We start from the raw sequence: 24,329 nt of genomic DNA, 5'->3' as shown, positions 1-24,329 counted from the left end.
TTCTTCACCTCTCCCACTTGCGGGGGAGGTCGCACGAGTCCCTGCTTGACGAGACCTTCTCGCTAAAGCGCGATAATGGCTTCCCCGGCGAGCTTTACTTCGCCGTTCTGATCCCTGGTGGTCAGGGCGAGTTTTGCGCGCTTCTCACCGCCCTGCTCGATCAGCTCAGTCACCGTGCCCTCGCAGGTCAGCTTCGCGCCGAGCTGGGTGATCGCGGCAAAGCGGGTCGAGAACGAGCGGATGCGCGACGGCGCCACCGCGTCGGTCAGCGCTTGCCCGAGACAGGCCATCACCAGCATGCCGTGGGCGAACACATCCGGGAATCCGGCCGTCTTGGCAAAGTCGATATCGACGTGGATCGGATTGTGATCGCCCGATGCGCCGCAATAGAGCGCGAGCGTGTGGCGGGTGATCGGCGGAAAGACCTTGTGGACGATGATGTCGCCGACCGATGGAACGCGGGCGCTCATGACGGCCTCGCATTGCGCACCACGACAGTGCGCGAGACATCGGCGACATGGACGCCGTGCTGGTTGGTGACCGGGGTGTCGACCACGATCAGCGTCATCGCACCGCCCTTCTTTTCCGTCACGCTGGTCACGCTCGGCCGAAACGTCAGGGTGTCGCCGACCAGAACCGGCGCGTGATAGACGAAGCTCTGCTCGCCATGCAGCACGCGTGCCAAGTCAATGTCGAGCGCGGTCAGGAACTCGAACGGGTCAGGTGCATCCATCATCTCGAGGCAGAACAGATAGGTCGGCGGCACTGGCGCTGCCGTGAAGCCGGCCGCCTGCGCGGTTGCCTCGTCGCGATAGATCGCGTTCGTCTCGCCGAGCGTATCGAGGAAGAAGCGCAGCCGCCCCGGCTCGACGCGCGCGGTCACGGGCGTAAATGTACGCCCGACAGCGGATTGATCGATCATGACGACCTCAGGCGCGTTCGTAGAGCGTGACGACGCAGGCGCCGCCGAGGCCCAGATTGTGCTGAAGCGCGACCTTCGCACCTTCGACCTGCGTGGGTCCCGCCGTGCCGCGCAGCTGCCGCGTCAGCTCGTAGCACTGCGCAAGCCCGGTGGCGCCGAGCGGATGTCCCTTCGACAGCAATCCGCCGGACGGATTGGTCACGATCCGGCCGCCATAGGTGTTGTCGCCGTCATTGATGAACTTGCCGGCCTCGCCCTCGCCGCAGAGGCCGAGCCCTTCATAGGTGATCAGCTCGTTGTGGGCGAAGCAGTCGTGCAGCTCGACGACGTCGAGATCATCAGGCCCGATACCGGCAGCCTCGTAGACCTTTTTGGCGGCATCCCGCGCCATGTCATAGCCGACCACCTGCATCATGTCGGACGCACCGAAGGTCGCCGGCGTGTCGGTGGTCATGGCCTGCGCGGCGATGCGCACCTGCTTGCCGATGCCATGCTGGTCCGCAAACCGCTCGGACACCAGCACGGCGGCGGCGCCGCCGCAGGTCGGCGGGCACGCCATCATGCGCGTCATCACGCCCGGCCAGATCACCTGGTCGTTCATCACGTCGTCGGCCGTGACTTCCTTGCGGAAGAGCGCGAGCGGATTGTTCCTGGCATGACGGCTCGCCTTGGCGCGCACTTTGGCGAAGGCGTCGAGCGGCGTGCCGTATTTCTTCATGTGGCTGAGCCCGGCGCCGCCGAAATAGCGCAGCGCCAGCGGGATGCCGGGAGCGTCGATCAACTGGTCCGCAGCGGCGTCGAATTCCTCGAACGCGCTGGGGCGATCGGTATAGACGCTGCCGAGCGCGCCCGGCTTCATCTGCTCGAAGCCGACCGCCAGCACGCAGTCGAGCGCGCCGCTCGCGATCATCTGCCGCGCCATGAACAGCGCGGTCGAGCCGGTCGAGCAATTGTTGTTGACGTTGACGATGGGGATGCCGGTCATCCCGACATGGTAGAGCGCGCGCTGCCCGCAGGTGGAATCGCCGTAGACGTAGCCGACATAGGCCTGCTGCACACCACCGTAATCGAGGCCGGCGTCAGCGAGCGCCAGCTTCGCCGCCTCGGCGCCCATCACGTGATACGGCGCATTGGCGCCGGGCTTGACGAACGGGATCATGCCGACCCCGGCAACATAGGTGCGTGACGTCATCGCGTGTCCTCCCGGAAATTACCCACTGGACTATTCATTACCCATGGGTAATATACGGGCGATCTTCCGGAGTCAATGCGACAACAGCCGACGCGATGGACGCCCACTCCCCCTCTTCCAGCAACGAGTCGCCCTGGCTGCCGTTCGAGAGTCGCCGCCGCGCCCGCGACGAGAAGCGCGAGGCGGTGCTGCGCGCCGCCGTGCAGCTGTTCCTGGAGCAGGGCTATCATCGCGTGACGCTGAACGAGGTCGCCGAACGGCTGAACATCACCAAGCCCGCGCTCTATAATTACTTCCGGGGCAAGGACGAGATCCTGTACGAGTGCTGGTCGATCGGCAATGAGCTGGTCGACGAATGCATTGCCGAAACGTCAGCAGGCGGCGGCTCAGGGCTCTACAAGCTGCGCAAGCTCACCGTCCGCTATGCCGAGCTGATGACCGCGGACTACGGCAAGAGCCTGGTCCGCTTCGACATCCGCGATCTCAGCGAGGACAACCGCAAGATCGTGCAGACCGCGAAGCGGCGGATCGACCGCGCCTTCCGCGACTATATCGCACAGGGCGTCGCGGACGGTTCGGTGAAACCCTGCGACCCGAAGCTCGCGGCTTTCGCGATCGCCGGCTCGCTGAACTGGATCGGACACTGGTTCCAGCCGGGCGGCGAGCTGAGCGGACGTGCCGTCGCCGAGGAATTCGCGATCCGTCTCACCGAAGGCATCGCCAAAACAACAACGCAAACGACATCAACGCGCAAAACAACGGCGCTCGAGAAGGCGGACAAACCGCCTCGCAAGGGAAACGCATCAAGGGAGGAGACGAGTGAACATCACACACGGACTGCGGCGCGCGCTGCAGGTCAATCCAAACGGGCTCGCAGTCGTCTGCGGTGAGCGGCGGTGCAACTGGCGCGAGGTCGGCGACCGCGTCGCCCGCCTCGCCGCCGCGATCCGCGGCCTCGGCGCCCAGGACGGCGATCGCGTCGCCGTGCTGTCCTTCAACTCGGACCGCTATCTCGAGCTCTATCTGGCGACCGGCTGGGCGGGCGGCGTGATCGTGCCGCTCAACATCCGCTGGTCTCCGATCGAGAACGAGGACGCACTGCGCGACTGCCGCGCAACGATCCTGTTCGTCGACAAGGCGTTTGCGCCGGTCGGCACGGCGCTGGCAGGCGCCATCTCCAACCTGCAGCTGGTCTATGCCGACGAGGGCGAGACGCCCGCCGGCATGGAGAATTACGAGACGCTGATCGCGCGCAGCGCGCCTGTTCCGGATGCGATGCGCAGCGGCGACGATCTCGCCGGCATCTTCTACACCGGCGGTACCACCGGACGTTCCAAGGGCGTGATGCTCAGCCACCAGAATCTGATGGCCAATGCGCTCAACGCTCTCGGCGAGGGACTGTTTCCGGCGAGCACGACCTATCTGCATGCGGCGCCGATGTTTCACCTCGCCAACGGCGCGGCGATGTATTCGCTGCTGCTGTCCGGTGGCTCCAACGTGATCGTTCAGGGCTTCACGCCCGAAGGCGTGATGGCTGCGATGCAGAACGAGCGCGTGACCGACGTGCTGCTGGTGCCCACGATGATCCAGATGTTCGTCGATCACCCCGCGATCGGAAACTACGACCTGTCGTCGTTGAAGCGGATCTCCTACGGCGCCTCCGTGATCAGCGACGCCGTGCTGATGCGCGCCATGAAGGCGCTGCCTCATGTCGAGTTCACGCAAGCCTACGGCATGACCGAGCTGTCGCCGATCGCAACCCTGCTGCACTGGAAGGAACATATCGGCGACGGCCGCGCCAAGGGACGGCATCGCGGCGCCGGCCGGGCGACGCTCGGCGCCGAGGTCAAGATCGTCGATACCGAGGACAAGGTCGTGCCGACGGGCACCGTCGGTGAGATCGTGGTGCGCGGCGACACCGTGATGATGGGCTATTGGGAGCGGCCGGAGGAGACCGCGCGCGCCGTCGTCGACGGCTGGATGCACACGGGCGATGGCGGCTACATGGACGAGGACGGATTCATCTACGTCGTCGACCGCGTGAAGGACATGATCATCTCGGGTGGCGAGAATGTGTACTCGGTCGAGGTCGAAAACGCGCTGGCGCAGCATCCGTCGGTGCTGCAATGCGCCGTCATCGGGATCCCGAGCGAACGCTGGGGCGAGCAGGTTCACGCCGTCGTGGTGATGAAGAGCGGCGCCAGCGCCACGCCGGAAGAGCTGATGGAGCACTGCAAGGTGCTGATCGCCGGCTACAAATGCCCGCGCAGCGTCGACATCACCGCGACGCCGCTGCCGCTCTCCGGCGCCGGCAAGATTTTAAAGCGCGAGCTGCGCAAGCCGTATTGGGAGAACCGCGAACGGCGCGTGAGCTGAGGGACGGCTCTCAACGTCACCCTCGTCGTTCCGGGGCGATGCGAAGCATCGAACCCGGAATCTCGAGATTCCGGGTCTGGCGCTTACGCGCCATCCCGGAATGACGAAGTCTCATGACGCCATTCGACCGCGAGCGTTGACATCGGAGCGCACGGCCGATTGGATCGGTTCGAGATTCAATCCAGCGAGTTCCGATGTCCGCACCCGATACCAATGCCGACGGCAAGCCCCGCCGCCTGATGCACCGCCGCTCCGTCGAATGTCTCGGCTATCTCCGCGACGACGGATTGTGGGAAGTCGAGGCGCGGCTGGTCGACACCAAACCCTATGCCCGACAGGACAAGCATCGCGGCCTGCAGCAGCCCGACGATCCCGTGCACGACATCCGCCTGCGGCTCGCGGTCGACGACAGCTTTACGATCCGCGAGACCGGCACCACGATGGCCTCGACGCCCTACCCGTCCTGCCTCGACGTCGAGGGCATCCTGCAGCGCTTGGTCGGCGAACGCATCGGCAAGGGCTGGCGCGAACTGGTCCGTCGCAAGATCGGCAGGCTCGAGACCTGCACCCATCTCGCCGAGCTCCTGGGTCCCGCGGTGACGACGCTGTTCCAGACCGCTACCTCGGGCAAGGACCCGCAGGGCCGCGGCACGCTCGACCATCAGCGCGACGTCACCGAGCCGCCGTTCTTCGTCGGCGGCTGCTATTCATGGCGGCTGGATGGACCGGTCGTGGCCGAGACATTCCCGCAGTTCGCGCAGAAGCCTGTCGAGGCCAAGCCGGGTTCGTGAGTGGTGCTCCGCCGCTGACCAAGACGCGTGTATGGCGCGCCGCTGCTGGAGCTCAAATGTAGCTCCTCGTCGCAGCTTTATCCCATTCACGTAGATGATCGAACGCGGCACTAGCTCTCCGGCACGCCGGCCATGCGCATTCCCTCATAAAAACGCTTACGCTTGGCGAGCCATACCGGATTGTCGGACAGGAAGACGACATTGACGTCGTATCGACGAATGCTGAAGTTGGGATCAAGTGCCAGTCCGGCTTTGGCACTGGATTGTGCTTCCTCGAGGTCTCCCATCATGGCCAACGCGCCAGCCAAGTGAAAGTGAGCGAGTGCAAAATTGGGATTAGCCTCAATGCTCCGGCGAAGCCAGTCCAGCGCCTCGAGGTCTGCATTGGTGCAGGACATCAACTTGGCCATGCCGACAACCATGATCCAGAGAAAGGCACGCGTATCGCGAGGGGACAGTCGTAACGCCTCTTGAATATGCCCCTCGACTTCCTCGCCACGCCCCAGCGCATGTTTCCCGAGGCCAATAAACCCATACGCATCGGCCAAATTCCGATCGAGCGCCAGCGCCTGGCGACATTCAGCGATACCCTTTGCAGCGCGGTGTGTCCGAATTTGAACCGCGCCGAGCAACATGTGGGCTCTGGGGTGATTGGGCGCACGCAACAACACGCCATTCAGCGCATTCTCCGCGGCCCTGAAATATGCCGGTCCGTCATCGGCCATGGAGGAAGAACCGATCGCAAAATCGACGTGAGCCGCGGCAACGGCTGCTTCAATATTGTCGGGATCAAGCGCGAGGGCGCGCATGAAGAAATCCCTTGCTCGCGCCATAACCGCAGGCGCTATTCCTTTGTTCAGGACAGCCCTGCCCTGAAAATAGAGATCCATCGCGTCCGGCTGGGGCAACCGTTCTGCCCGTCGCGCTTCGGCCTTGATAAGCTCGGCGTTCAACGTATTGGCGAGCCGGGATACGATCTCATCCTGCATGTCCAGCAAGTCGGCAGCGGGCTTGTCGAAGCGCTCGGCCCACACGTGGGCTCCAGTTTCCGTGTCAGTCAACTGAACGTTCAGGCGAAAGCGGTTGCCGCCGCGTTGCACCGACCCTTCCAGCGCGTAACGGACATTCAATTCGCGACCGATCTCCCTCACGTCCACCGCCTTGCCCTTGAACGTGAACGCGGTGCCCCGGCCGATGACGAACGCGCCGGCGATCCGCGACAGGTCGGTGGTCAAACTGTGAGTCACGCCATCGACGAAATATTCCTGCTCCAAATCTCCGCCAATATTTGTGAACGGTAGAACAACAATGGACAGGTGTGGGATCGAAGATGAACCCGCTGGCTTTCCAGCGTGGTCCGGCATCGACGAGGTCGTGACGCTGGCAGAGGCGGGGCGGTCGGCCTGCTCGCCATCCACGACCAGCATGTAGCCGCGGCGAGGCAAGGTTCTCAGGGCCAATCGGCCCGCCCCTCCCAAGGCCTCCCTGATGTCGCCGATGGCCTGGACAAGAGAGTCTTCCGTGACCTCGCAGTCCGACCAGACCTCATCCAATATCTCGTCCTTATGCACCAGGCGCCCGACGCGTTGCGCGAGGAGCCGCAGCACCGCCCAGGCTTGAGGACGCAACGGCACGATGTCGCCGCGCCCGTCGAGCAGAAATTCGCGAGCCAGATCCAAGGTCCGGTCACCGATCACAATCGAAGGCTGCGATGACTTAAGCAAGAACGCCTCGTTGGGCCATTTCGGAAAATATCGGCAGAATATCGGCGAGGTTTCGGGACCTGGCAGCAATTGTACAGCATCATCTTGCGGCGCGGGATAGCAAAACCGTCCCGAGCAGCGATCCACCAAAAGCGGTCAGCGCCAGGCAGGCCTCCATGATCAGTTCTGTCATCCATACTGCGCTAAGTATTTCAGGTTTCAACCCTTCCCCGGTTGCGGGGACGGACTGGCGATGCGGCCCCGGCGTCATCGACACCGAGATCAGGATCGGCCAATCAATGCCGCACAGCGCGCCGCTTTCGAGCCTGAGCAGGTTTGCCCGGGAGTGTTGGCCCGGCACCAACGAGCAACATGAGAGGGAGTGATCGATGTCCTCTATCCACGCATCCGTAAGATTGCTGCACCTTATTCAGTCGCAGCGCGTGACCGCGGTCATCTATGTCGCCGCGAAGCTGGGGATCGCTGAGCTCCTGCGCGATAGATCGCGGCCCCTTGGCGAACTCGTCGAGGCGACCGGCGCGAACAAGCAGGCGCTCCGCCGCCTGCTGACCGCGCTTTCGACCATAGGCATTTGCACGGTCGCTGAAGAGCAATACGCATTGACCGAACTGGGGGCTTGCCTTGACGGGGCCGCAACCCAGTCCCTCAAAAACTGGACGATCTTTGAAGGCCAGTTTCTGACCGAATCGTGGACCGGGCTGCTGGACTCGATCATGACCGGCAAGACCGCCGCGCAACTGCTTGGCCACGAAAACAGCTTTGATCTGATGGCGTGCGATCCGGAGATGGTCAGCATATTTAATGCGGCTATGATGGAGGGGACCCGTCTGGCGGTTCCGGATATCCTGGGGGCCTACGACTTCGGTGCGTTCGCTCATCTCATGGATGTCGGCGGCGGCTCCGGCGAACTCGTTGGCGCCATAGCCGAGCAACATCCGCACATCCGAGGGACCATTTTCGACCTTCCCCGCTGCGCCGAATCCGCGACTGGCCACCTGAGGCGCAGCGGGCTCAGTGACCGCGTCGAATTCATGGCCGGCGATTTCTTTCAGACGATTCCATCGATCGCGGATGCCATCGTGATGAAGCACATCATTCACGATTGGAGCGATGAGCGCAGCATGGTCATCCTCGCAAACTGCCGAAGGGCGCTCCCCGGAGGTGGCGTGCTCCTGCTTATCGAACGGATCATGCCGGAATTCCCGAGCGTAAGCGATGCGCACAGGGAACAGACGCTGACCGATCTGCTCATGCTTCGCGGGCCTGGCGGTCTCGAAAGAACGGAAAAGCAGTACGCTTGGCTGTTTCGCGAATCCGGCTTTACTCACACCGCGACCTATCCGGCCGGGCGTCTCAGCCTCATCGAGGCAACGGTCACCTGAGCTTTCGAGGTCAGACCATTACTCCCGCGCAATGGAGCAGCGACTGGTTCGAAGGACATCATAGGCAAAAGCATATTTTGGAAGGAACAAGAATGCATCTGCCTGCTGCAAACAAGTCATCGTCGCCCATATTGGAGAACCCGGCGTATAAGGCCGTGTTCGCCAAGGTCGACTGGCGCCTTATACCTTTGCTACTGATCGCCAGCATGGTCGCCTTTCTCGACCGCATCAATATCGGCTTTGCACAGCTTCAGATGAAGCAGACACTGCCATTTGATGATGCAGTCTACGGGCTCGGCGCGGGCATCTTCTTCGTCGGATATTTCCTGTTTGAGGTGCCCAGCAATCTTCTTCTGGAAAGGATCGGCGCGCGCAAGACCCTGTTGCGGATCATGGTGCTCTGGGGATTGGCGGCGACCGCCATGATGTTCGTATCGACGCCGCTCCAGTTCTATGCGGCGAGGTTCTTTCTTGGTGTCTTTGAAGCCGGCTTCGCCCCGGGCGTGCTGCTGTACTTGACGTATTGGTACCCGTCGGTGAGGCGCGGGCAGGTCATCGCGATCCTTGCGTCGGCGCCCCCCATTGTGATGTTCATCGCTGGTCCGCTGTGTGGTTCGATCCTGAAGTATTTCGACGGCGTCAGCGGTCTTTACGGCTGGCAATGGCTGTTTCTGATCCAGGGGCTGCCCGCGCCAATCCTCGGCGTTCTCGTGTATTACCTGCTCAAGGACAAGCCGTTCCAGGCCGGCTGGCTCTCGAAGGGGGAGAAGGCGCTGCTGGACGATGCTTTACAGCATGACGAAGAGAACATCGTGAAGGCGACCTCGGGGACGTTCCGGCAGCTGCTGCGAGACCCGAAGGTCTACCTGTTGTCGCTGGCCTGTTTTTGTCTGCTGGGCGCCAACTACACGATGGTATTCTGGATGCCGACCCTGATCCATAGCTGGGGAGTAAAGGATCCGCTACTGGTCGGCGTCTATCACGCAGTAGCCAACGCTGCGGGTATCGTCTGCATGATACTGATCGGTCGTCACTCGGACAAGCGGCATGAGCGCCGCTGGCACTATGCGACCTGCGTCACGATTGCCGCCGGCGGCTTGTTCTTTCTCATGTTGCTCCACGGCACTTTTGTTGGTTCGATCCTGGCTCTCTCCTTCGCCGTCATCGGGTTTGTGTCAGCGCCGCCGCTCTTCTATGCCTTGACCAGTGAGTACCTCTCAGCAGGCGCGGCGGCCGGCGGCCTTGCCCTCGTCACCAGCCTCGGAAACCTCGGTCCGGCGGTAAGCCCGTCGATCACCGGGTTCATCGTGCGGAACACCGGCGACAACATCTATGGCATGTACTTCGTCATGGCGCTGTACTTACTCTCCGGTGCACTCCTGCTGCTGAGCATGCGGCCCGCAAAGAATGAGTTGCTCCTGTCGAGGAGTTGACCCATCCTGCCAAGATCAAGCCGCCGCAGCGGAATGCTCGACCACAGCCTGCGGCGGGTTGCGGAAGCCGATGGCGATGCGGTTGTAGGTGTTCATCAGGCCGATCGCGATGGTCAGGTCGACGAGTTGCTTCTCGCTGAAGGTGGCGCGCGCCGCTTCATACGCGTCGTCCGGGATCGCGGTCTCCGCCACACGGGTGACGGTTTCGGCCCAGGCCAGCGCGGCGCGCTCCTCGTCGTCGAACAGCGCCTCGGCCTCGCGCCAGACCTGCAGCACCGCAAGCTTCTCGACCTTGACGCCCATCTTCAGCAGGCTGCGGGTATGCGAGTCAAGGCAATAGGCGCAGCCGTTGATCTGCGATATCCGCAGATAGACCAGTTCGACGAGCTGCGCGGAAAGCCCGCTTTGCGTGATGTAGCCATAGACGCCACCGAGCGCCTTGATGCCCGCGGGCGCGACCTTGTTGTAATCGATCCGCACGCTCATTTCTTGTGTCCTTCCTTGTCGAACACGGTCAGCGCCTTGTTGTTGCTGTCGACGACGAACACCGCAAGCAGCTTCGCCGGTTCGGTCGCGCTGGCGTTGCGCCCGAGCACGTGATGCGCGCCGGGCGGCTCGAAGAAGCTGTCGCCGGCCCGATAGATGTGCGCGGCCTCGCCCTCCAGTTGGCTCTCGATCGCACCCTGGAGCACGTAGACATAGAGAAACGCCGATTTGGCGTGATGGTGCGGCGCCGAGAGCTCGCCGGGTGGGAAGTTCACCTCCACCGCGATCAGCGACTTGCCGGGAATGTTCGTGATTGCGTGCTCGAACTTCGGTGTCACCGATTGCGCCAACGCGGGGGTCGCAAGCACGGCGCAGGCCAGCAGCGTCGTCATCAAGGTCTTCATCTGGTGCCTCCATTGCTACCGGATAGATGCGGGCGCATATGGCCAAAAAGAAGCACCAAGAATGAACCGAATTGGTGTACCACGAGCCATGCCGAACCCGCTTCCCATCGCGCTCGACCGCTCGGCCAGGACGCCGCTCTCCGAGCAGATCCGCAAGGCGATCGCAGCGGCGATCGACAATGGCGTGCTGGTGCCGGGCGCCCGGCTGCCTTCCTGGCTCGACCTCGCCGCGCAGCTCGGCGTCGCGCGCGGCACGGTGCGCGCGGCCTACGACAAGCTATCGGACGCCCAGCACATCGTGTCGTCGAAGGCCAACGGCACCACCGTCGCGAGACGGCCGCGAAAAGCCGCCAAGCCCGATGCGCCGATCGCTCCCGGCTCGGTCGTGGAGATGTTTCGTGATCTGAGCGGTCAGGGACACTTCCGGATGGGCGTCCCCGCGCAGGATTGCCTCCCCGCCAAGCTGCTGGCGCGAATCCGCGCGCGCGCCGTCCGGGCGGAATTGAGCGCGGTGACGCGCACCATCGATCCGCGCGGCGAGCTCGAATTGAGACGCGAGATCGCGGCGCACCTCGCGATCGCGCGCGGGCTCGAATGCTCGCCCGCGCAAATCGTCATCACCTCGGGATTCGGCGGCGGGCTCGGCCTCGCGCTGCGCGTGCTCGGCCTCGAAGGCCGCCGCGTGTGGATGGAAGACCCGGGATTTCCATTGACGCGAAAGGGCCTCGAGCTCGGCCGGCTGGAGGTCGTCCCGATCCCTGTCGATGCCAACGGCATCGATGTCGACCACGGCCTCAAACACGCCCCCGACGCGGCACTCGCGATCGTGACGCCGGGCCAGCAGGCGCCGCTCGGCCCGCCGCTGTCGCCGCAACGTCGCACGCAGCTGCTCGACTGGGCCGCCCAGACCGGAGCCTTCATCATCGAGGACGACTATCTCGGCGAGTTGCAGCTCGACGGCCGCGCCGCGCCGGCGCTTGCCTCGCTCGACGGCGCCGGCCGGGTGATCCATCTCGGCTCCTTCAGCAAGACCATCTCACCGACGCTTCGCCTCGGCTTCCTGGTTGCGCCGGAGCCATTGGCGGCGCAGTTCGCCGATGTCGCGACATGCCTGGCCCCCGCTCCCGGACCGGCGGTGCAGCTGTCCACCGCGGAGTTCATGCGCGACGGCCACTACATTCGCCATCTCAGGCGAACCAAGCGGGCCTATTGCGACAACCGCGATGCGCTGACGACGGCGCTACGGAGCTGGAGCAACGACGTGCGGGTTGCCGGCCTCGCCGTCATGCTGACGCTGCCGGACAAGACCGCCGACGTCGAGATCGTCAGGGCACTGCTCGCGCACGGGCTGGCGCCCGCCCCGCTCTCGCCCTGGTATGTCTCACCGAAGCGCGCGCAGCCGGGTCTATTGCTCGGCATAGCAACGGTGCCGGATCGCGGCGTTCCGGCCGCCTGCAAGCGCCTGTTCGAGGCGATCCGCGCCCAAGGTCGCATCCAAGGGGGGCCGGCGCCGCGCCGGATCAGGAAGCCCGCAGCCCGGTGAGCGTCAGGCTCAACGCCTTGAGCCGCTTGCGCGCCTCGGAATCATAGGCCTGGGCATGGGCGCGGGCCTCCCGCTTGCCGTCGAAGAACAGCCCGCTCCGGCCTGCTACATCGTCGTCCTGGACCAGACGCAGGATGGCATCACCGCCCTGCTCGACGGTCGAGATCGGCGTCGCGCCGCTGGCGCGCACCATCGTGGTGTTCATGTAGGTCGCAGGGTGCAGCGAGTTGACGGTTACGCCGGAACCTTCCAGCTCGGCGGCCAGGTCGATGGTGAACATGATCTGCGACAGCTTGCTCTGCGCATAGGCGCGCGCACCGCTGTAGTTCTTCGTGATCATCACGTCGCCGAAATCAATCGGGTGCTGGCCGAGCGACGCGACATTGACGATGCGCGCCGGCGTGCTCGCCTTGAGCCGCGGCAGCAACAGATGCACGAGCAGGAAGCCGGCGAGATAGTTGACCGCGAAGCGCAGCTCGTGGCCGTCGTTGCTGGTCTGCCGCGCCGGCCCCTCGTTTTGCGAACCGATGCCGGCGTTGCTGACGAACACATCGAGGCGTTCCTGGTCGTCGAGCACCAGCTGGGCGAACTCGCGGACCTCGGCGAGGGAGGACAGATCGGCCTGGTAGAACATCGGCTCGCGACCGCTGAGGCGCTTGATCTCGTCGGCGAGCGTCTGCGCCCGCTTGGTATCGCGGCCGTGGATCAGGACCCGGGCGCCGGCCGACGCCAGCTTCATCGCGACGTAGCGGCCGACGCCGTCGGTGGAACCGGTGATCAGCACGGTCTTGCCTGCCATATTCATCGAAATTGCCTTTCGATCGTTCGCCCAGCGCTGTCAGCAAAGATAAAGGCGCCGCGCGGACTTTGCCATGGCATGCCACGGCGCCGGCGGCGCCAAAATAGCGTCCAAGATCACCCCGGGGCTCGGGCCTTCTCCGGAACCCGCATGCGTACATCTTGTCGCGCGGCCGGCGGTCGCGCGGCGCCGCGTCGCGCGTCAAGGAGATCGCGTTCTGATATCCTCGAGGTGAACGACAAATCAGGATCGGTAAAGGACCGGAATGTCCTCGATCATTCCAGACAGGACCTTGCGAAAGACTCCCTCTCTGGAGCCGTTCGGCATGCTGCTGTTGTTCGGCGCGCTGACCGCGCTGCCGATCGTCCTGACGCTCCGTCTGGTTGAGCCCGCACTCGTGCTGCCCGTGCTCAGCCTGTTGTTGTTCGTCCAGGCAGCCATTGCCGCGATTGCGGCGCGCGTGATCCACGTGCGCGCAAGCGTGGCGAACCTCACGCTGTGGGATTTTGCCGGCGCGTTCACCTTCATGGGGTGCGCAGCGGCGATCCTCGGCGAACCGGATCAGGCGGCGCTGTTCTTCGAGGAAGAAGCAGCAATGCGTCCGGTGTCACGACCGTAATCCCAGGCCGGGCCCCTCTGGCAGCCACAAGCTGCGATGTCGGACTGGAACTCAGTTGGAGTGGCCCTGCTTCGACCCGTGACGCGATAAGCGTCGCGGTGGATTTGCCGTCCGCATGACGGCAAGAACCGGTTTCGTCGAAAGGGTCCGCTCCCCGACCTCAAGGGGAACATGACCCATGTCCGAACTATTTTCGCCCGAGTTGTTTTCACTCGACGCCCTCAGCGCATTGCTGCAAGTCGTCCTGATCGATCTCGTGCTCGCCGGCGACAACGCCGTCGTCATCGGCCTTGCCGCGGCGGGCCTGCCGGAGAAGCAGCGCGGCAAGGCGATCCTGATCGGCATCGGTGCCGCGACACTGCTGCGCATCATGTTCGCCCTGGTCACTACGCAGCTGATGCAGGTCATCGGACTGCTGCTCGCCGGCGGCGTGCTGCTGCTCTGGGTCTGCTGGAAGATGTGGCGCGAGCTGCGCGCCGACGCGCACGAGACCACTGCCGAACATGCCGATGGCGCAAAGGGCCAGCGCAAGACGCTGTGGCAGGCCACCACGCAGATCGTCGCCGCCGACGTCTCGATGTCGCTCGACAATGTGCTCGCGGTCGCGGGTGCCGCGCGCGAGCATCCGATCGTGCTGGTGTTCGGCCTCGCGCTCTCGATCGCGATGATGGGCGCGGCGGCCTCCTTCATCGCGCGGCTGCTGCAGAACCACCGCTGGATCGCCTATGTCGGCCTCGCCGTGATCCTCTACGTCGCCATCGACATGACGGTTCGCGGAGCGAACGAGATCGCGAAGGTGGCTCCGGTCTGACACCGAAAGCAAAACGGCGGGCCGTTCGGCCCGCCGTTCTGCAAGTCGACAACGCGTGCTGCCTCAGTGGATTTCCGCCGAACGCTTCAGCGCGTCCTTGAGCTTCTCGAGCGAGAACTCCTTGCTGCGCGCGATGTCCAGGATCGGCGTCTCGCGGCGGCCGCACAGTTCGGCGGCTTCCGGCAGCTTTGCGGCGACGTCGAGCGGGATCACGATGGCACCGTGCCGGTCGGCGTGGACGAGATCATCGGACTTCACGGTCATGCCGGCGACGCGCACTTCGCCGCCAAAGCTTTCCGCATGCACCCAGGCATGGGACGGGCCGATCGAGCCCGCCAGCGCCTGGAAGCCCGGGGCCCATTGCGGGATGTCGCGGATCGAGCCGTCGGTGATGACGCCGAGACAGCCGAGCGCCTTGTGCACGTTGCTCTGCACCTCGCCCCAGAATGCGCCGTAGCCCGCATCGGGGCCGTCGATGTCCTGGATCACCGAGATGCGCGGGCCATGGCCGGTACCGACATATTCGTAATAGTCGATGCGGCGCTTCGACTGTTCCCCGGCCGGGAGCGATGATTTCAGCACCGAGCGGATCGCAACCGTGCGGGCATAGCCGACGATCGGCGGCAGGTCGGGGAACGGACAGACCAGTTGCTTGGTGGTGTAGCCGATCAGACGCCGCTCGGGCGCCACGATCTCCATGGCATTGCAGATCGTCGGCGTGTCGTAGCGCGCCAACGCTTCAAGGACGGAAGCAGGAAGCGGGGCGGAAGCGGATGTCGTCACGGCGTTTCTCTCCTGATTTTTGGCGTCAGATCATGATGCGTTTCCAGGGAAACGCATCATGATCTCATTTCTTTGTTTGAGCATGATCTTTTCGGAAAACCGGTCTCCACTTTTCCGGATCATGCTCGAGCGGGCCGTCTCAGCCTATAGCCGAGATCGCACGCGAACCCAACCGAGGCACGCTCATGGCTGATATTTGCTGGAATGAAGCAACATCACCGTCACCCCCGCGCAACGGCAAAGCCGTTGTCGCTGGAGGAGGCCGCGCAGCGGCCGTCTCGAAGGGTCGACGGCCTCGCTGGTGGCCGTCCACCCTACGAGGCTCGCTGCGCTCGCGCCTCCAGCGACAAAGGCGAAGCCTTTGCGCGGGGTGACGGGTTACGCTGAGGCATCAGTGCAGATGCGTCGGACGATCGTCGTGGTCACTCTCCGCGACCGGCGCCGTATAGGGAGCAGCGGCCTGCGCCGCCATCGGCGCGCCCGCAGCTTGCGTCTGCGCGGCAAGCTGGCGCTCCTGGTCGCGATAGGACTTCCAGCCCCAGGGCAGGCTGATCAGGTAGAGCACCGAGCCCGCCGACAGGATGTGCCAGGGATAGCCGATCAGCAGTGCGACGAAGAACACCACCGATACGAAGGCCGGCAGCACCAGCTCCGGCGGCACACGCATGCGCTTGGTCTTGCCGGAGAACACCGGCAGGCGCGACACCATCAGAAACGCGATCAGAAGCGTATAGAACGCCGTCAGCGTCGCCGGCGGCATCGGTACGCCGAGGAAGGCGATGTAGATCGGCAGCAGCACCGTGATGGCGCCGGCGGGCGCCGGCACGCCGGTGAAGAAATTGGCCGCGAAGGCCGGCTTGTTCGGATCATCCATGGTGGCATTGAAGCGCGCCAGCCGCAGGCCGCCGGAGATCGCGAACACCATCGCGGCGATCCAGCCGGCATTGCCGAGCTCGTGCAGCTGCCAGAAGTACAGCATCAGGCCCGGCGCCACCCCGAAATTGACGAAATCGGCGAGGCTGTCGAGCTCGGCGCCGAACTTGGACTGGCCCTTGATCATGCGCGCGATGCGGCCGTCGATGCCGTCGAGCGCGGCCGCGAACACGATGGCGTAGACGGCGAGCGTCATCCGCCCCTCGATCGACAGCCGGATCGAGGTCAGGCCGGCGCAGATCGCCAGCAGCGTGATGACGTTGGGCACAAGCATCCGCACCGGGATCGGTCGAAACCGCCGGCGGCGATACTCGGTAGAATTCGGATCGAATGGCGTCATGGCCTGACGAATATAGCAAGCGCCGTCCGGCTCCGCCATTGCAGCGGGAACCGGCTGATGGCGCCGCCGAAACAGAGTTAATCGGCGCGGTAAGTCCGGCCCGGATCGGCGTTGCGGAAATCCGCCAGGATCGTCTCTCCGGCGATCGCGGTCTGCCCTTCCGACACCAGCGCCTTGGTTCCGACAGGCAGATAGACGTCGAGGCGGGAGCCGAAGCGGATCAGGCCGAAGCGCTCGCCTGCACCGATCGCCTGCCCTTCCTTGACGAAGCAGACGATGCGCTTGGCAACGAGGCCGGCGATCTGGACCACGCCGATCCGCGCCGTCGGCGTCGTGATGACCAGCGAGTTGCGCTCATTGTCCTCGCTCGCCTTGTCGAGCTCGGCGTTGATGAAGAGGCCGGGCCGATAGGCGATGCGATCCACCCTGCCCGCCACGGGCGCGCGGTTCACGTGGCAGTTGAACACGCTCATGAACACCGAGATGCGCGGCAGCGGCCGGTCGCCGAGCCCGAGCTCGGCCGGGGGCAGCGCCATGGTGATCATCGAGACGCGGCCGTCGGCGGGCGACACAACCAGCCCGTCGCGCACGGGTGTCACGCGGACGGGGTCGCGGAAGAACAGCGCGCACCAGACGGTCAGGATCGTGCCGATCCACCCCAGCGGCGACCACAGCCAGAACAGGACCAGGCTTGCCAGCGCGAAGCCGCCGATGAAGGGATAGCCCTCCTTGTGGATCGGCGGGATCTGCGCGCGGATGGAATTGGCGATCGACATCAGAGCTCGCTTGCGTTTCCCCGCCCCATTTGGCGGGAGAGGCCCTAAATCGACTATTCCGCGGCGGTCGGCAAGGGTTTCTCACCCGCATCAGGGGTGGAATCCTCCGACGATTCGGTGACCGCCGGCGGCAGCCGATTCGGCGCGGTGCCGTCGTCATCGACCTGGGCGAGCCGTTCGCGGGCCGCCTCGGCCTCGCGCTGCCTGTTCCACATGCTGGCATAGAGGCCGTCGGCGGCCAAAAGCCGCGCGTGGGTGCCACGCTCGGCGATGCGGCCCTGGTCCAGCACGATGATCTCGTCGGCGCCGACGATGGTCGAAAGCCGGTGCGCGATCACCAGCGAGGTGCGGTTCTTCGCCACGCGGTCGAGCGCACCCTGGATCTCGTGCTCGGTGTGGGTGTCGAGCGCCGAGGTCGCCTCGTCCAGCACCAGGATCGGCGGCGCCTTGAGAACCGTACGCGCGATCGCGACGCGCTGCTTCTCGCCGCCCGACAGCTTCAGGCCGCGCTCGCCGACCTGGGTGTCGTAGCCCTTCGGCGCCATGCGGATGAAGTGGTCGATCTGCGCCAGTCGCGCCGCCTCCTCGACCTCGGTATCGGTCGCATCCCAGCGGCCGTAGCGGATGTTGTAGCGGATGGTGTCGTTGAACAGCACGGTGTCCTGCGGCACCATGCCGATCGCCGAGCGCAGCGAGGCTTGCGTCACGGTCTTGATGTCCTGGCCGTCGATCAGGATCTTGCCGCCGGAGACGTCATACAGGCGGAACAGCAGCCGCGAAATGGTCGACTTGCCTGCGCCCGACGGGCCGACGATGGCGACGGTCTTGCCGGCCGGCACCTCGAAGCTGATGCCCTTCAGGATCGGGCGGTCCGTCTCGTAGGCGAAGCGGACATCCTCGAACCGCACGCTGCCGGACGACACCGCGAGCGGCTTGGCCCCCGGAATGTCCTTCACCTCGGGATCGCGCGCCAGCACATTGAACATCTTCTCGATGTCGATGATCGCCTGCTTGATCTCGCGATAGACCATGCCCATGAAGTTCAGGGGCTGGTAGAGCTGGATCATCATCGCGTTGACCAGCACGAAATCGCCGACGGTGTTGGTGCCGTTGCGCACGCCGATCGCGCACATCAGCATGGTCGCGGTCAGGCCCAGCGTGAAGATCACGGCCTGGCCGGTGTTGAGCACCGCGAGCGACGTATAGGTGCGGACGCTCGCCTCCTCGTAGCGCTCCACCGATTTGTCGTAGCGCTGCGCCTCGCGCGCCTCGGCACTGAAATATTTGACGGTCTCGTAATTGAGCAGCGAGTCGATCGCCTTGGTGTTCGCCTCGGTGTCGGAATCGTTCATCTTGCGACGGATGCCGATCCGCCACTCGGTCGCGATGTAGGTGTAGTACATGTAGAGCATGACCGTGATCAGGGTCACGACCACGTAACGCCAGTCGAACTGCCAGAGCAGCACCGCCATCAGCAGCGAGACCTCGACGATTGTCGGGATCAGCTGCAGGATCACCATGCGCACGATGACCTCGATGCCCTCGCGGCCGCGCTCGAGCACGCGCGTCAGGCCGCCGGTCTTGCGCTCGAGGTGAAAGCGCAGCGACAGCTCGTGCATGTGAATGAAGGTGATGGTGGCGAGCTTGCGCACCGCATGCATGGCGACACGGGCGAAGATCCCGTCGCGCCACTGCGTCAGCACCGCCATCAGGATGCGCATCGCGCCGTAGCTCATCGTCATCAGCACCGGCGAGGCGATCAGCCAGACCACCCAGTTCGAGGCCGCAACCGGCGCCGAGCCGGTGCCGTTCAGCGCATCGATCGCCCATTTGAAGGTGAACGGCACCGACAGCGTCGCGAGCTTGGCGAACAGCAGCAGCACCACCGACCAGATCACGCGCGTCTTCAAATCGGCGCGATCGCCGGGCCAGATATAGGGCCAGAGATGAACGAGGGTGCCGAGCAGCGTCCCCTTCTCGGCGACCGGCGGCGTGGCCGTGGGCTGTGCGGCGCCGGTCACATGCTGTTGCGGCAGCACCATCAGGCGCCCGCCCGCGCGTTCACGGCGCGGCGGTCCGCTGCCACATCTTTTCCACGGTTTGCCATTGTGCCCGTCATATAGATCGTTTGAACGCGGCGTACAGGCTTATGACGAAAATTGTTCGCGATTCGCGGGAATTTACGGGATTTTTTGGCTCTCAATCCCCATATGGGAGTCTTGACCCTGTTTACGCTGCGGTGCCACAAGGATCATATGAACCAAATCAAGACTGTCTGTGTTTATTGTGGCTCCGGCCCCGGTAACAATCCCCGTTTCGTTGAAGCTGCCGTCGCGCTCGGCAAGAGCTTTGCCGAGAACAACATCCGCTTGGTCTATGGCGGCGGCTCGCTCGGCCTGATGGGCGCGGTCGCGACCTCCGTGCTCGACCACGGCGGCACTGTCACCGGCATCATTCCCGACTTCCTGCGGATGCGCGAGAACGCGCTGACGCGCGTGCAGGAGATGATCGTCACTCCCGACATGCACGAGCGCAAGCGCTTGATGTTCGAACGCTCCGACGCTTTCGTGGCCCTGCCGGGCGGCGTCGGCACGCTGGAGGAGCTGGTCGAGCAGATGACCTGGAAGCAGCTCGGCCGTCACGCCAAGCCGGTGCTGCTCGCCAACATCGACAATTTCTGGGAGCCGCTGTTCTCGCTTTTGAACCACATGCGCATGACCGAGTTCATCCGCCCGACGCTGCCGATCAACGTCCTGATGGCCGACCGCGTTGACGAGATCCTGCCGCGGCTGCGTTCGGCGGTGGCACGCACGCCCGAGGCCGCAAAGGAACTCGCGCCCGAAGTGGCGCGGCGGCTCTGATTGTTCGGGCGCGCTAACCCTATTCCGTCATGCTGAGGAGCGCGGAACGCGCGTCTCGAAGCATGTACAGCCCGGCTGGTGGCCGTTCGCCCTTCGAGGCGCGCTCCGCGAGCGCCTCAGGACGACGGGGTTAGGTAGCCGCCCCCCAACCTCACTCGCTCGGAAACGTCACGGCCTCGATCCGGTTGCCGTCGGGATCGGTGACGAAGGCTGCGTAGTAGCGCACGCGGTCGTGCGGGCGAATGCCGGGCGCGCCGTCGGAGCCACCGCCGGCCGACAGCGCGGCGGCGTGAAACGCATCGACCTCGGCCGTGGTTCTCGCCCGCAGGCAGATGTGCACGCCGCTCTCCGGGGCCACGGGCGGCATCGCCTCGCGCAGATTGATCCAGAACTCCGGATAGGCCTTGCCGAAGCCAACTGTCCGCGGCCGCGTGACGAGGCGGCTCAGGCCAAGCGCGGCCAGCGTCGGCTCATAGAACCGCGCGGCACGTTCGAGATCGCGGACGCCGACGGAGACGTGGTCGATCATGTCTGTCCTCCTCTATCCGTCATTCCGGGGCGGTGCGCAGCACCGAACCCGGAATCTCGAGATTCCGGGTCTGGTCCTTCGGACCATCCCGGAATGACGGCCTAAGCCTCACGCCTGCGCGCCTGACCTCACGAGCTTGTAGATCACCGAATCCATCAACGCCTGGAACGAGGCGTCGATGATGTTCGCGGAGACGCCGACCGTGGTCCAGCGCTCGCCGTTCTCGTCCTCGCTCTCGATCAGGACGCGCGTGACCGCGCCGGTGCCGCCGTTGAGGATACGGACGCGATAGTCGATCAGCGTCAGGCCCTCGATGTATTTCTGGTACTTGCCGAGGTCCTTGCGCAGGGCAACGTCGAGCGCATTGACGGGGCCGTTGCCTTCGGCGGCCGAGATCAGATGCTCGCCGGCGACGTCGACCTTGACCACCGCGAGCGCCACGGTGACCCGCTCCCCCAGCGCGTTGTAGCGCTGCTCGACATTGACGTCGAATTGCTCGACCTCGAAATAATGCGGCACCTTGCCGAGCGTGCGGCGCGCCAGGAGCTCGAACGACGCATTGGCGGATTCATAGGCGTAGCCCGCCGCCTCGCGCGCCTTCAACTCCTCGAGGAGGCGCGTCAGTTTCGGATCGCTCTTCTCGTAAGGGATGCCGGCGCGGTCGAGCTCGGCGATGACATTGGAGCGGCCGGCCTGATCGGACACCAGCACCTTGCGGTGGTTGCCGACCAGCTCCGGCAACACATGCTCGTAGGTCTGCGGATCCTTGAGCACGGCGGAGGCATGGATGCCGGTCTTGGTGACGAAGGCGCTCTCGCCGACATAGGCGGCATGCCGGTTCGGCACGCGGTTGAGCATGTCGTCGAGCGTGCGCGAGACCTTGACGAGCGTTGCGAGCTTCTCCGCGGTGACGCCGATCTCGAAGGCGTCGGAAAACTCCTTCTTCAATTTCAGCGTCGGGATCAGCGAGCAGAGATTGGCATTGCCGCAGCGCTCGCCGAGACCGTTCAGCGTGCCCTGGATCTGCCGCGCGCCGGCGCGCACCGCGGCCAGCGAATTGGCCACCGCCTGCTCGGTGTCGTTATGGGCGTGGATGCCGACGTGATCGCCGGGAATGTGCCTCGTCACCTCGGTGACGATGGTCTCGATCTCGTTCGGCATGGTGCCGCCGTTGGTGTCGCACAGCACCACCCAGCGCGCGCCGGCCTCATAGGCCGCCTTGGCGCAGGCCAGCGCGAAGCTCGGGTCTTCCTTGTAGCCGTCGAAGAAGTGTTCGCAGTCGAGCATCACCTCGCGGCCGGCCGCCTTCGCGGCTGCGACGCTGTCGCGGATCGAGGCGAGGTTCTCCTCCTTCGTCGTCTCCAGCGCGACGCGCACCTGATAGGCTGAGGATTTTGCCACGAAGCAGATCGCGTCCGCCTTCGCCTCCAGCAGCCCGGCGACGCCCGGATCGTTCGAGACCGACCGTCCGGCCCGGCGCGTCATGCCGAACGCGGTGAACCGCGCGTGATCGAACGCAGGCTTTTTGCTGAAGAATTCGCTGTCGAGCGGATTGGCGCCGGGATAGCCGCCCTCGACATAGTCGATGCCGAGATCATCGAGCATCGCCGCGATGACCTGCTTGTCGGCCAGAGTGAAATCGACGCCGTTGGTCTGCGCACCGTCGCGCAGCGTGGTGTCGAACAGATAGAGGCGCTCGCGGCTCACGCGTGGCCTCCCGGGGTCGCGACACCATCGAGCTGCTTCTGCATCGTGGTGTTGGCGAGCCACTCGTCGTTAATAGTGACCGAGTTGCGCTGCTGGGCGACGTAGCCGCGCTTGCGGAAGAATTCCAGCGCGGTGTCGCTGGCATCGACCTTCAGGTTCTTGGCGCCGCGGGCACTCGCGATCTTCTCCAGCGCATCGCACAGCGCGCTGCCGACCCCCTGCCCGACCGCGCTCGGATGCACATAGAGCATATCGATGAGATCGGCGCCCTTCAGCGAGGCGAAACCGACCGGCGCGCCTTGCAATGTCGCTATCAGCGTGAGCTGGCCGGCGAGCTTCTTGCCGAAGGCCGCCTCGTCGGCGGCGGCCATCGCCCAGGCTTCCTGCTGCGCCTCGCTGTAATCGTCGCCGGTCAGGTCCATGATCGAGGCCGCGAAGATCGCCGCCAGCAGCGGCGCGTCGTCGGGCAGATACGGGCGCAAGGCGGGTGCGGAGCGGCTCATCGCGCGATCTCCCAGGTGGTGATCGGCTTTCCTTCGGCATCCTTGCCGTCCTTGATCGCCACGCCCATCGCGGCGAGCTGATCGCGGATCCGATCGGATTCCTTGAATTCCTTGCGGGCCCGCGCCGCGGTTCGCTCGGCGATCAGTGCCTCGACGGCTGTGGCATCGACGCCGCTCGCCTGCTGCTTGCGCCCTTCCCATTGCGCCGCGCTCTCGGCCAGGAATCCGAGCAGCCGCAACGAGCCGGCAAACTCCATGCGGCTCTGTTCGCTGCTCGACGCAGCACTGCGCAGGCCGTGCAGCACCGCCATCGCCTGCGCCGTATTGAGGTCGTCGTAGAGCGCCTCGACCATCGCGGGCGACGGCGCGCCAGGCTCGGCGTCGGCCGCGACCGCGTACCAGTCGTCGAGTGTCTTCGCGGCCTCCTCGGTGGCCTTGGCGGTCCAGTCGAGCGGCGAACGATAATGCGTCTTCAGCATGGCAAGCCGCAGCACCTCGCCGGGCCAATCGGCCAAGAGATCGCGGATCGTGAAGAAGTTGCCGAGCGACTTCGACATCTTCTCACCCTCCACCTGAAGGAAGCCGTTGTGCATCCAGGTGTTCGCCATGCGCTCGCGGTGGAAGGCGCAGCAGGTCTGCGCCACCTCGTTCTCGTGATGCGGAAACACGAGATCGATGCCGCCGCCGTGAATGTCGAAATGCTCGCCGAGATGCTTCCAGGCCATGGCCGAGCACTCGATATGCCAGCCGGGGCGGCCCTGCGCGGCGATGCCGGCCGGCGACGGCCATGAGGGCTCGCCGGGCTTGGACGGCTTCCACAACACGAAGTCGGTGTTGTCCTTCTTGTAAGGCGCGACATCGACGCGGGCGCCGGCGATCATCTCGTCCAGCGAGCGGTTGGACAGCGCGCCGTAGCGCGGCAGCACCGAGTTGGCGGCGTTCATCGCCTGCGGCGAGAACAGCACATGGTCCTCGGCGACGTAGGCAAAGCCGCCGGCGACCAGCTTGTCGATGATGGCGCGCATCTCCGGGATGTGCTCGGTGGCGCGCGGCTGCACGGTCGGCGGCAAGCAGCCGAGCGCGGTGACGTCGTCCTGATACTGCTGATAGGTCTGTTCGGTGACCTTGCGAATGGCCTCGTTCAGCGGCAGGCCGGGGAAATCCCGCGCGGCGCGGTCGTTGATCTTGTCGTCGACGTCGGTGATGTTGCGGACATAGGTCACGTGACCGGCGCCATAGCGATGGCGCAGCACGCGAAACAGCACGTCGAAAACGATGGCGGCGCGGCCGTTGCCGATATGGGCGAAGTCATAGACGGTCGGTCCGCAGACATACATGCGGACGTTGTTCGCATCGAGCGGCACAAAGGTCCGCTTTTCCCGGCTCAGCGTATCGTAAAGACGCAATTCCATGGC

Annotated in this window: 25 protein-coding genes; 9 read left to right on the top strand and 16 right to left on the bottom strand. The window is 64.7% G+C overall.

Annotation, left to right across the window (positions count from 1 at the left end):
- Nucleotides 1-62: 62 nt before the first annotated feature.
- The 3 genes from RX327_RS16795 to RX327_RS16785 are packed head-to-tail and all read right to left on the bottom strand — an operon-like array spanning nucleotide 63 to nucleotide 2,114.
- Nucleotides 63-470, bottom strand: coding sequence for a MaoC family dehydratase (locus tag RX327_RS16795; RefSeq protein WP_317250882.1), 408 nt, complete (start codon nucleotides 468-470; stop codon nucleotides 63-65).
- Nucleotides 467-922: a MaoC family dehydratase N-terminal domain-containing protein gene (locus RX327_RS16790; RefSeq protein WP_317250881.1), complete on the bottom strand. Its 456-nt coding sequence runs from the start codon at nucleotides 920-922 to the stop codon at nucleotides 467-469. Before RX327_RS16790 ends, RX327_RS16795 begins: the two co-directional genes overlap by 4 nt.
- Nucleotides 923-929: 7 nt before the next feature.
- A complete protein-coding gene (locus tag RX327_RS16785; protein ID WP_317250880.1) occupies nucleotides 930-2,114 on the bottom strand; it encodes a lipid-transfer protein in 1,185 nt (394 codons plus the stop codon).
- Nucleotides 2,115-2,209: 95 nt separating this feature from the next.
- On the opposite strand from RX327_RS16785, the gene RX327_RS16780 reads away from it, so the two are divergent.
- The 3 genes from RX327_RS16780 to RX327_RS16770 all read left to right on the top strand — a co-directional run bounded on the left by RX327_RS16780 (nucleotide 2,210) and on the right by RX327_RS16770 (nucleotide 5,281).
- Nucleotides 2,210-3,004 carry a TetR/AcrR family transcriptional regulator gene (locus RX327_RS16780; protein ID WP_317250879.1) on the top strand — a complete coding sequence of 265 codons (795 nt, stop codon included), beginning with the start codon at nucleotides 2,210-2,212 and terminating at the stop codon, nucleotides 3,002-3,004.
- On the top strand, nucleotides 2,934-4,490 hold the full coding sequence (locus RX327_RS16775; protein ID WP_317250878.1) for a long-chain fatty acid--CoA ligase: 1,557 nt from the start codon (nucleotides 2,934-2,936) through the stop codon (nucleotides 4,488-4,490). The genes RX327_RS16780 and RX327_RS16775 overlap by 71 nt, the downstream gene beginning before the upstream one ends.
- Nucleotides 4,491-4,684: 194 nt before the next feature.
- Entirely contained in the window at nucleotides 4,685-5,281 is a 597-nt protein-coding gene (locus RX327_RS16770) for a DUF2889 domain-containing protein (RefSeq protein ID WP_050386145.1), read from the top strand.
- Nucleotides 5,282-5,391: 110 nt separating this feature from the next.
- Here RX327_RS16770 and RX327_RS16765 read toward each other — a convergent pair whose 3' ends face one another.
- Both RX327_RS16765 and RX327_RS16760 read right to left on the bottom strand, forming a co-directional pair.
- Nucleotides 5,392-7,005, bottom strand: coding sequence for a winged helix-turn-helix domain-containing tetratricopeptide repeat protein (locus RX327_RS16765; protein ID WP_244482424.1), 1,614 nt, complete (start codon nucleotides 7,003-7,005; stop codon nucleotides 5,392-5,394).
- Between the two features lie 79 nt (nucleotides 7,006-7,084).
- On the bottom strand, nucleotides 7,085-7,345 hold the full coding sequence (locus tag RX327_RS16760; RefSeq protein ID WP_152977777.1) for a hypothetical protein: 261 nt from the start codon (nucleotides 7,343-7,345) through the stop codon (nucleotides 7,085-7,087).
- A 28-nt stretch (nucleotides 7,346-7,373) separates the two neighbouring features.
- On the opposite strand from RX327_RS16760, the gene RX327_RS16755 reads away from it, so the two are divergent.
- Together RX327_RS16755 and RX327_RS16750 are read left to right on the top strand one after the other, a co-directional pair.
- On the top strand, nucleotides 7,374-8,387 hold the full coding sequence (locus tag RX327_RS16755; RefSeq protein ID WP_028334272.1) for a methyltransferase: 1,014 nt from the start codon (nucleotides 7,374-7,376) through the stop codon (nucleotides 8,385-8,387).
- Nucleotides 8,388-8,479: 92 nt separating this feature from the next.
- On the top strand, nucleotides 8,480-9,820 hold the full coding sequence (locus RX327_RS16750; protein WP_028334271.1) for an MFS transporter: 1,341 nt from the start codon (nucleotides 8,480-8,482) through the stop codon (nucleotides 9,818-9,820).
- 15 nt (nucleotides 9,821-9,835) lie between these two features.
- On the opposite strand, the gene RX327_RS16745 is transcribed toward RX327_RS16750, so the two are convergent.
- Together RX327_RS16745 and RX327_RS16740 are read right to left on the bottom strand one after the other, a co-directional pair.
- Nucleotides 9,836-10,306, bottom strand: coding sequence for a carboxymuconolactone decarboxylase family protein (locus RX327_RS16745; RefSeq protein ID WP_050386147.1), 471 nt, complete (start codon nucleotides 10,304-10,306; stop codon nucleotides 9,836-9,838).
- Nucleotides 10,303-10,710 carry a cupin domain-containing protein gene (locus RX327_RS16740; protein WP_317250877.1) on the bottom strand — a complete coding sequence of 136 codons (408 nt, stop codon included), beginning with the start codon at nucleotides 10,708-10,710 and terminating at the stop codon, nucleotides 10,303-10,305. The genes RX327_RS16745 and RX327_RS16740 overlap by 4 nt, the downstream gene beginning before the upstream one ends.
- 88 nt (nucleotides 10,711-10,798) lie before the next feature.
- Between RX327_RS16740 and RX327_RS16735 the strand changes: the two genes are divergently transcribed.
- On the top strand, nucleotides 10,799-12,253 hold the full coding sequence (locus tag RX327_RS16735) for a PLP-dependent aminotransferase family protein (protein WP_317251270.1): 1,455 nt from the start codon (nucleotides 10,799-10,801) through the stop codon (nucleotides 12,251-12,253).
- Here the strand turns inward: RX327_RS16735 and RX327_RS16730 are convergent.
- Entirely contained in the window at nucleotides 12,231-13,058 is an 828-nt protein-coding gene (locus RX327_RS16730; protein WP_050386150.1) for an SDR family NAD(P)-dependent oxidoreductase, read from the bottom strand. The genes RX327_RS16735 and RX327_RS16730 overlap by 23 nt on opposite strands.
- A gap of 319 nt (nucleotides 13,059-13,377) precedes the next feature.
- On the opposite strand from RX327_RS16730, the gene RX327_RS16725 reads away from it, so the two are divergent.
- Nucleotides 13,378-13,671 carry a hypothetical protein gene (locus RX327_RS16725; protein ID WP_028334266.1) on the top strand — a complete coding sequence of 98 codons (294 nt, stop codon included), beginning with the start codon at nucleotides 13,378-13,380 and terminating at the stop codon, nucleotides 13,669-13,671.
- Between the two features lie 178 nt (nucleotides 13,672-13,849).
- Nucleotides 13,850-14,482: a TerC family protein gene (locus tag RX327_RS16720; protein ID WP_317250876.1), complete on the top strand. Its 633-nt coding sequence runs from the start codon at nucleotides 13,850-13,852 to the stop codon at nucleotides 14,480-14,482.
- A gap of 63 nt (nucleotides 14,483-14,545) precedes the next feature.
- Here RX327_RS16720 and RX327_RS16715 read toward each other — a convergent pair whose 3' ends face one another.
- The 4 genes from RX327_RS16715 to RX327_RS16700 all read right to left on the bottom strand — a co-directional run bounded on the left by RX327_RS16715 (nucleotide 14,546) and on the right by RX327_RS16700 (nucleotide 19,356).
- Entirely contained in the window at nucleotides 14,546-15,265 is a 720-nt protein-coding gene (locus RX327_RS16715) for an RraA family protein (protein WP_317250875.1), read from the bottom strand.
- Between the two features lie 391 nt (nucleotides 15,266-15,656).
- On the bottom strand, nucleotides 15,657-16,538 hold the full coding sequence (locus RX327_RS16710) for a phosphatidylcholine/phosphatidylserine synthase (RefSeq protein ID WP_317250874.1): 882 nt from the start codon (nucleotides 16,536-16,538) through the stop codon (nucleotides 15,657-15,659).
- A 77-nt stretch (nucleotides 16,539-16,615) separates the two neighbouring features.
- Complete coding sequence (locus RX327_RS16705) at nucleotides 16,616-17,314, bottom strand: phosphatidylserine decarboxylase (RefSeq protein ID WP_317250873.1); 699 nt, start codon at nucleotides 17,312-17,314, stop codon at nucleotides 16,616-16,618.
- Nucleotides 17,315-17,367: 53 nt separating this feature from the next.
- Nucleotides 17,368-19,356: an ABC transporter ATP-binding protein/permease gene (locus RX327_RS16700; RefSeq protein WP_317250872.1), complete on the bottom strand. Its 1,989-nt coding sequence runs from the start codon at nucleotides 19,354-19,356 to the stop codon at nucleotides 17,368-17,370.
- A 213-nt stretch (nucleotides 19,357-19,569) separates the two neighbouring features.
- Here RX327_RS16700 and RX327_RS16695 point away from each other — a divergent pair, with 213 nt between their 5' ends.
- A complete protein-coding gene (locus tag RX327_RS16695; protein WP_317250871.1) occupies nucleotides 19,570-20,175 on the top strand; it encodes a TIGR00730 family Rossman fold protein in 606 nt (201 codons plus the stop codon).
- A gap of 151 nt (nucleotides 20,176-20,326) precedes the next feature.
- Here the strand turns inward: RX327_RS16695 and RX327_RS16690 are convergent, their stop codons facing one another.
- The 4 genes from RX327_RS16690 to cysS all read right to left on the bottom strand — a co-directional run bounded on the left by RX327_RS16690 (nucleotide 20,327) and on the right by cysS (nucleotide 24,326).
- A complete protein-coding gene (locus RX327_RS16690) occupies nucleotides 20,327-20,704 on the bottom strand; it encodes a VOC family protein (protein WP_317250870.1) in 378 nt (125 codons plus the stop codon).
- A gap of 108 nt (nucleotides 20,705-20,812) precedes the next feature.
- On the bottom strand, nucleotides 20,813-22,411 hold the full coding sequence (gene cimA / locus RX327_RS16685; RefSeq protein ID WP_317250869.1) for a citramalate synthase: 1,599 nt from the start codon (nucleotides 22,409-22,411) through the stop codon (nucleotides 20,813-20,815).
- The gene (locus RX327_RS16680; protein WP_050386152.1) at nucleotides 22,408-22,914 is read right to left on the bottom strand and encodes a GNAT family N-acetyltransferase; all 507 of its coding nucleotides are present in this window, start codon (nucleotides 22,912-22,914) and stop codon (nucleotides 22,408-22,410) included. Before RX327_RS16680 ends, cimA begins: the two co-directional genes overlap by 4 nt.
- A complete protein-coding gene (gene cysS, locus RX327_RS16675; protein WP_317250868.1) occupies nucleotides 22,911-24,326 on the bottom strand; it encodes a cysteine--tRNA ligase in 1,416 nt (471 codons plus the stop codon). Before cysS ends, RX327_RS16680 begins: the two co-directional genes overlap by 4 nt.
- Nucleotides 24,327-24,329: the final 3 nt, after the last annotated feature.

The sequence above is a fragment of the Bradyrhizobium sp. BEA-2-5 genome, from assembly GCF_032918025.1.
Taxonomy (GTDB): Bacteria; Pseudomonadota; Alphaproteobacteria; order Rhizobiales; family Xanthobacteraceae; genus Bradyrhizobium; species Bradyrhizobium pachyrhizi.
Note: the sequence above shows the minus strand (reverse complement) of the source record. Positions and strands in the feature narration are given on the sequence as shown.

Excerpts from the sequence above, each read along its gene's own strand:
- RX327_RS16735 (WP_317251270.1), top strand. The coding sequence starts at position 10,799 with ATGCCGAACCCGCTTCCCATCGCGCTCGACCGCTCGGCCAGGACGCCG.
- RX327_RS16710 (WP_317250874.1), bottom strand. The coding sequence starts at position 16,538 with ATGACGCCATTCGATCCGAATTCTACCGAGTATCGCCGCCGGCGGTTT.
- RX327_RS16750 (WP_028334271.1), top strand. The coding sequence starts at position 8,480 with ATGCATCTGCCTGCTGCAAACAAGTCATCGTCGCCCATATTGGAGAAC.
- RX327_RS16745 (WP_050386147.1), bottom strand. The coding sequence starts at position 10,306 with ATGAGCGTGCGGATCGATTACAACAAGGTCGCGCCCGCGGGCATCAAG.
- RX327_RS16780 (WP_317250879.1), top strand. The coding sequence starts at position 2,210 with ATGGACGCCCACTCCCCCTCTTCCAGCAACGAGTCGCCCTGGCTGCCG.
- RX327_RS16690 (WP_317250870.1), bottom strand. The coding sequence starts at position 20,704 with ATGATCGACCACGTCTCCGTCGGCGTCCGCGATCTCGAACGTGCCGCG.
- RX327_RS16785 (WP_317250880.1), bottom strand. The coding sequence starts at position 2,114 with ATGACGTCACGCACCTATGTTGCCGGGGTCGGCATGATCCCGTTCGTC.
- RX327_RS16795 (WP_317250882.1), bottom strand. The coding sequence starts at position 470 with ATGAGCGCCCGCGTTCCATCGGTCGGCGACATCATCGTCCACAAGGTC.
- RX327_RS16705 (WP_317250873.1), bottom strand. The coding sequence starts at position 17,314 with ATGTCGATCGCCAATTCCATCCGCGCGCAGATCCCGCCGATCCACAAG.
- RX327_RS16725 (WP_028334266.1), top strand. The coding sequence starts at position 13,378 with ATGCTGCTGTTGTTCGGCGCGCTGACCGCGCTGCCGATCGTCCTGACG.
- RX327_RS16730 (WP_050386150.1), bottom strand. The coding sequence starts at position 13,058 with ATGAATATGGCAGGCAAGACCGTGCTGATCACCGGTTCCACCGACGGC.
- RX327_RS16700 (WP_317250872.1), bottom strand. The coding sequence starts at position 19,356 with ATGGTGCTGCCGCAACAGCATGTGACCGGCGCCGCACAGCCCACGGCC.
- RX327_RS16695 (WP_317250871.1), top strand. The coding sequence starts at position 19,570 with ATGAACCAAATCAAGACTGTCTGTGTTTATTGTGGCTCCGGCCCCGGT.
- RX327_RS16755 (WP_028334272.1), top strand. The coding sequence starts at position 7,374 with ATGTCCTCTATCCACGCATCCGTAAGATTGCTGCACCTTATTCAGTCG.
- RX327_RS16720 (WP_317250876.1), top strand. The coding sequence starts at position 13,850 with ATGTCCGAACTATTTTCGCCCGAGTTGTTTTCACTCGACGCCCTCAGC.
- RX327_RS16770 (WP_050386145.1), top strand. The coding sequence starts at position 4,685 with ATGTCCGCACCCGATACCAATGCCGACGGCAAGCCCCGCCGCCTGATG.
- RX327_RS16740 (WP_317250877.1), bottom strand. The coding sequence starts at position 10,710 with ATGAAGACCTTGATGACGACGCTGCTGGCCTGCGCCGTGCTTGCGACC.
- RX327_RS16680 (WP_050386152.1), bottom strand. The coding sequence starts at position 22,914 with ATGAGCCGCTCCGCACCCGCCTTGCGCCCGTATCTGCCCGACGACGCG.
- RX327_RS16790 (WP_317250881.1), bottom strand. The coding sequence starts at position 922 with ATGATCGATCAATCCGCTGTCGGGCGTACATTTACGCCCGTGACCGCG.
- cysS (WP_317250868.1), bottom strand. The coding sequence starts at position 24,326 with ATGGAATTGCGTCTTTACGATACGCTGAGCCGGGAAAAGCGGACCTTT.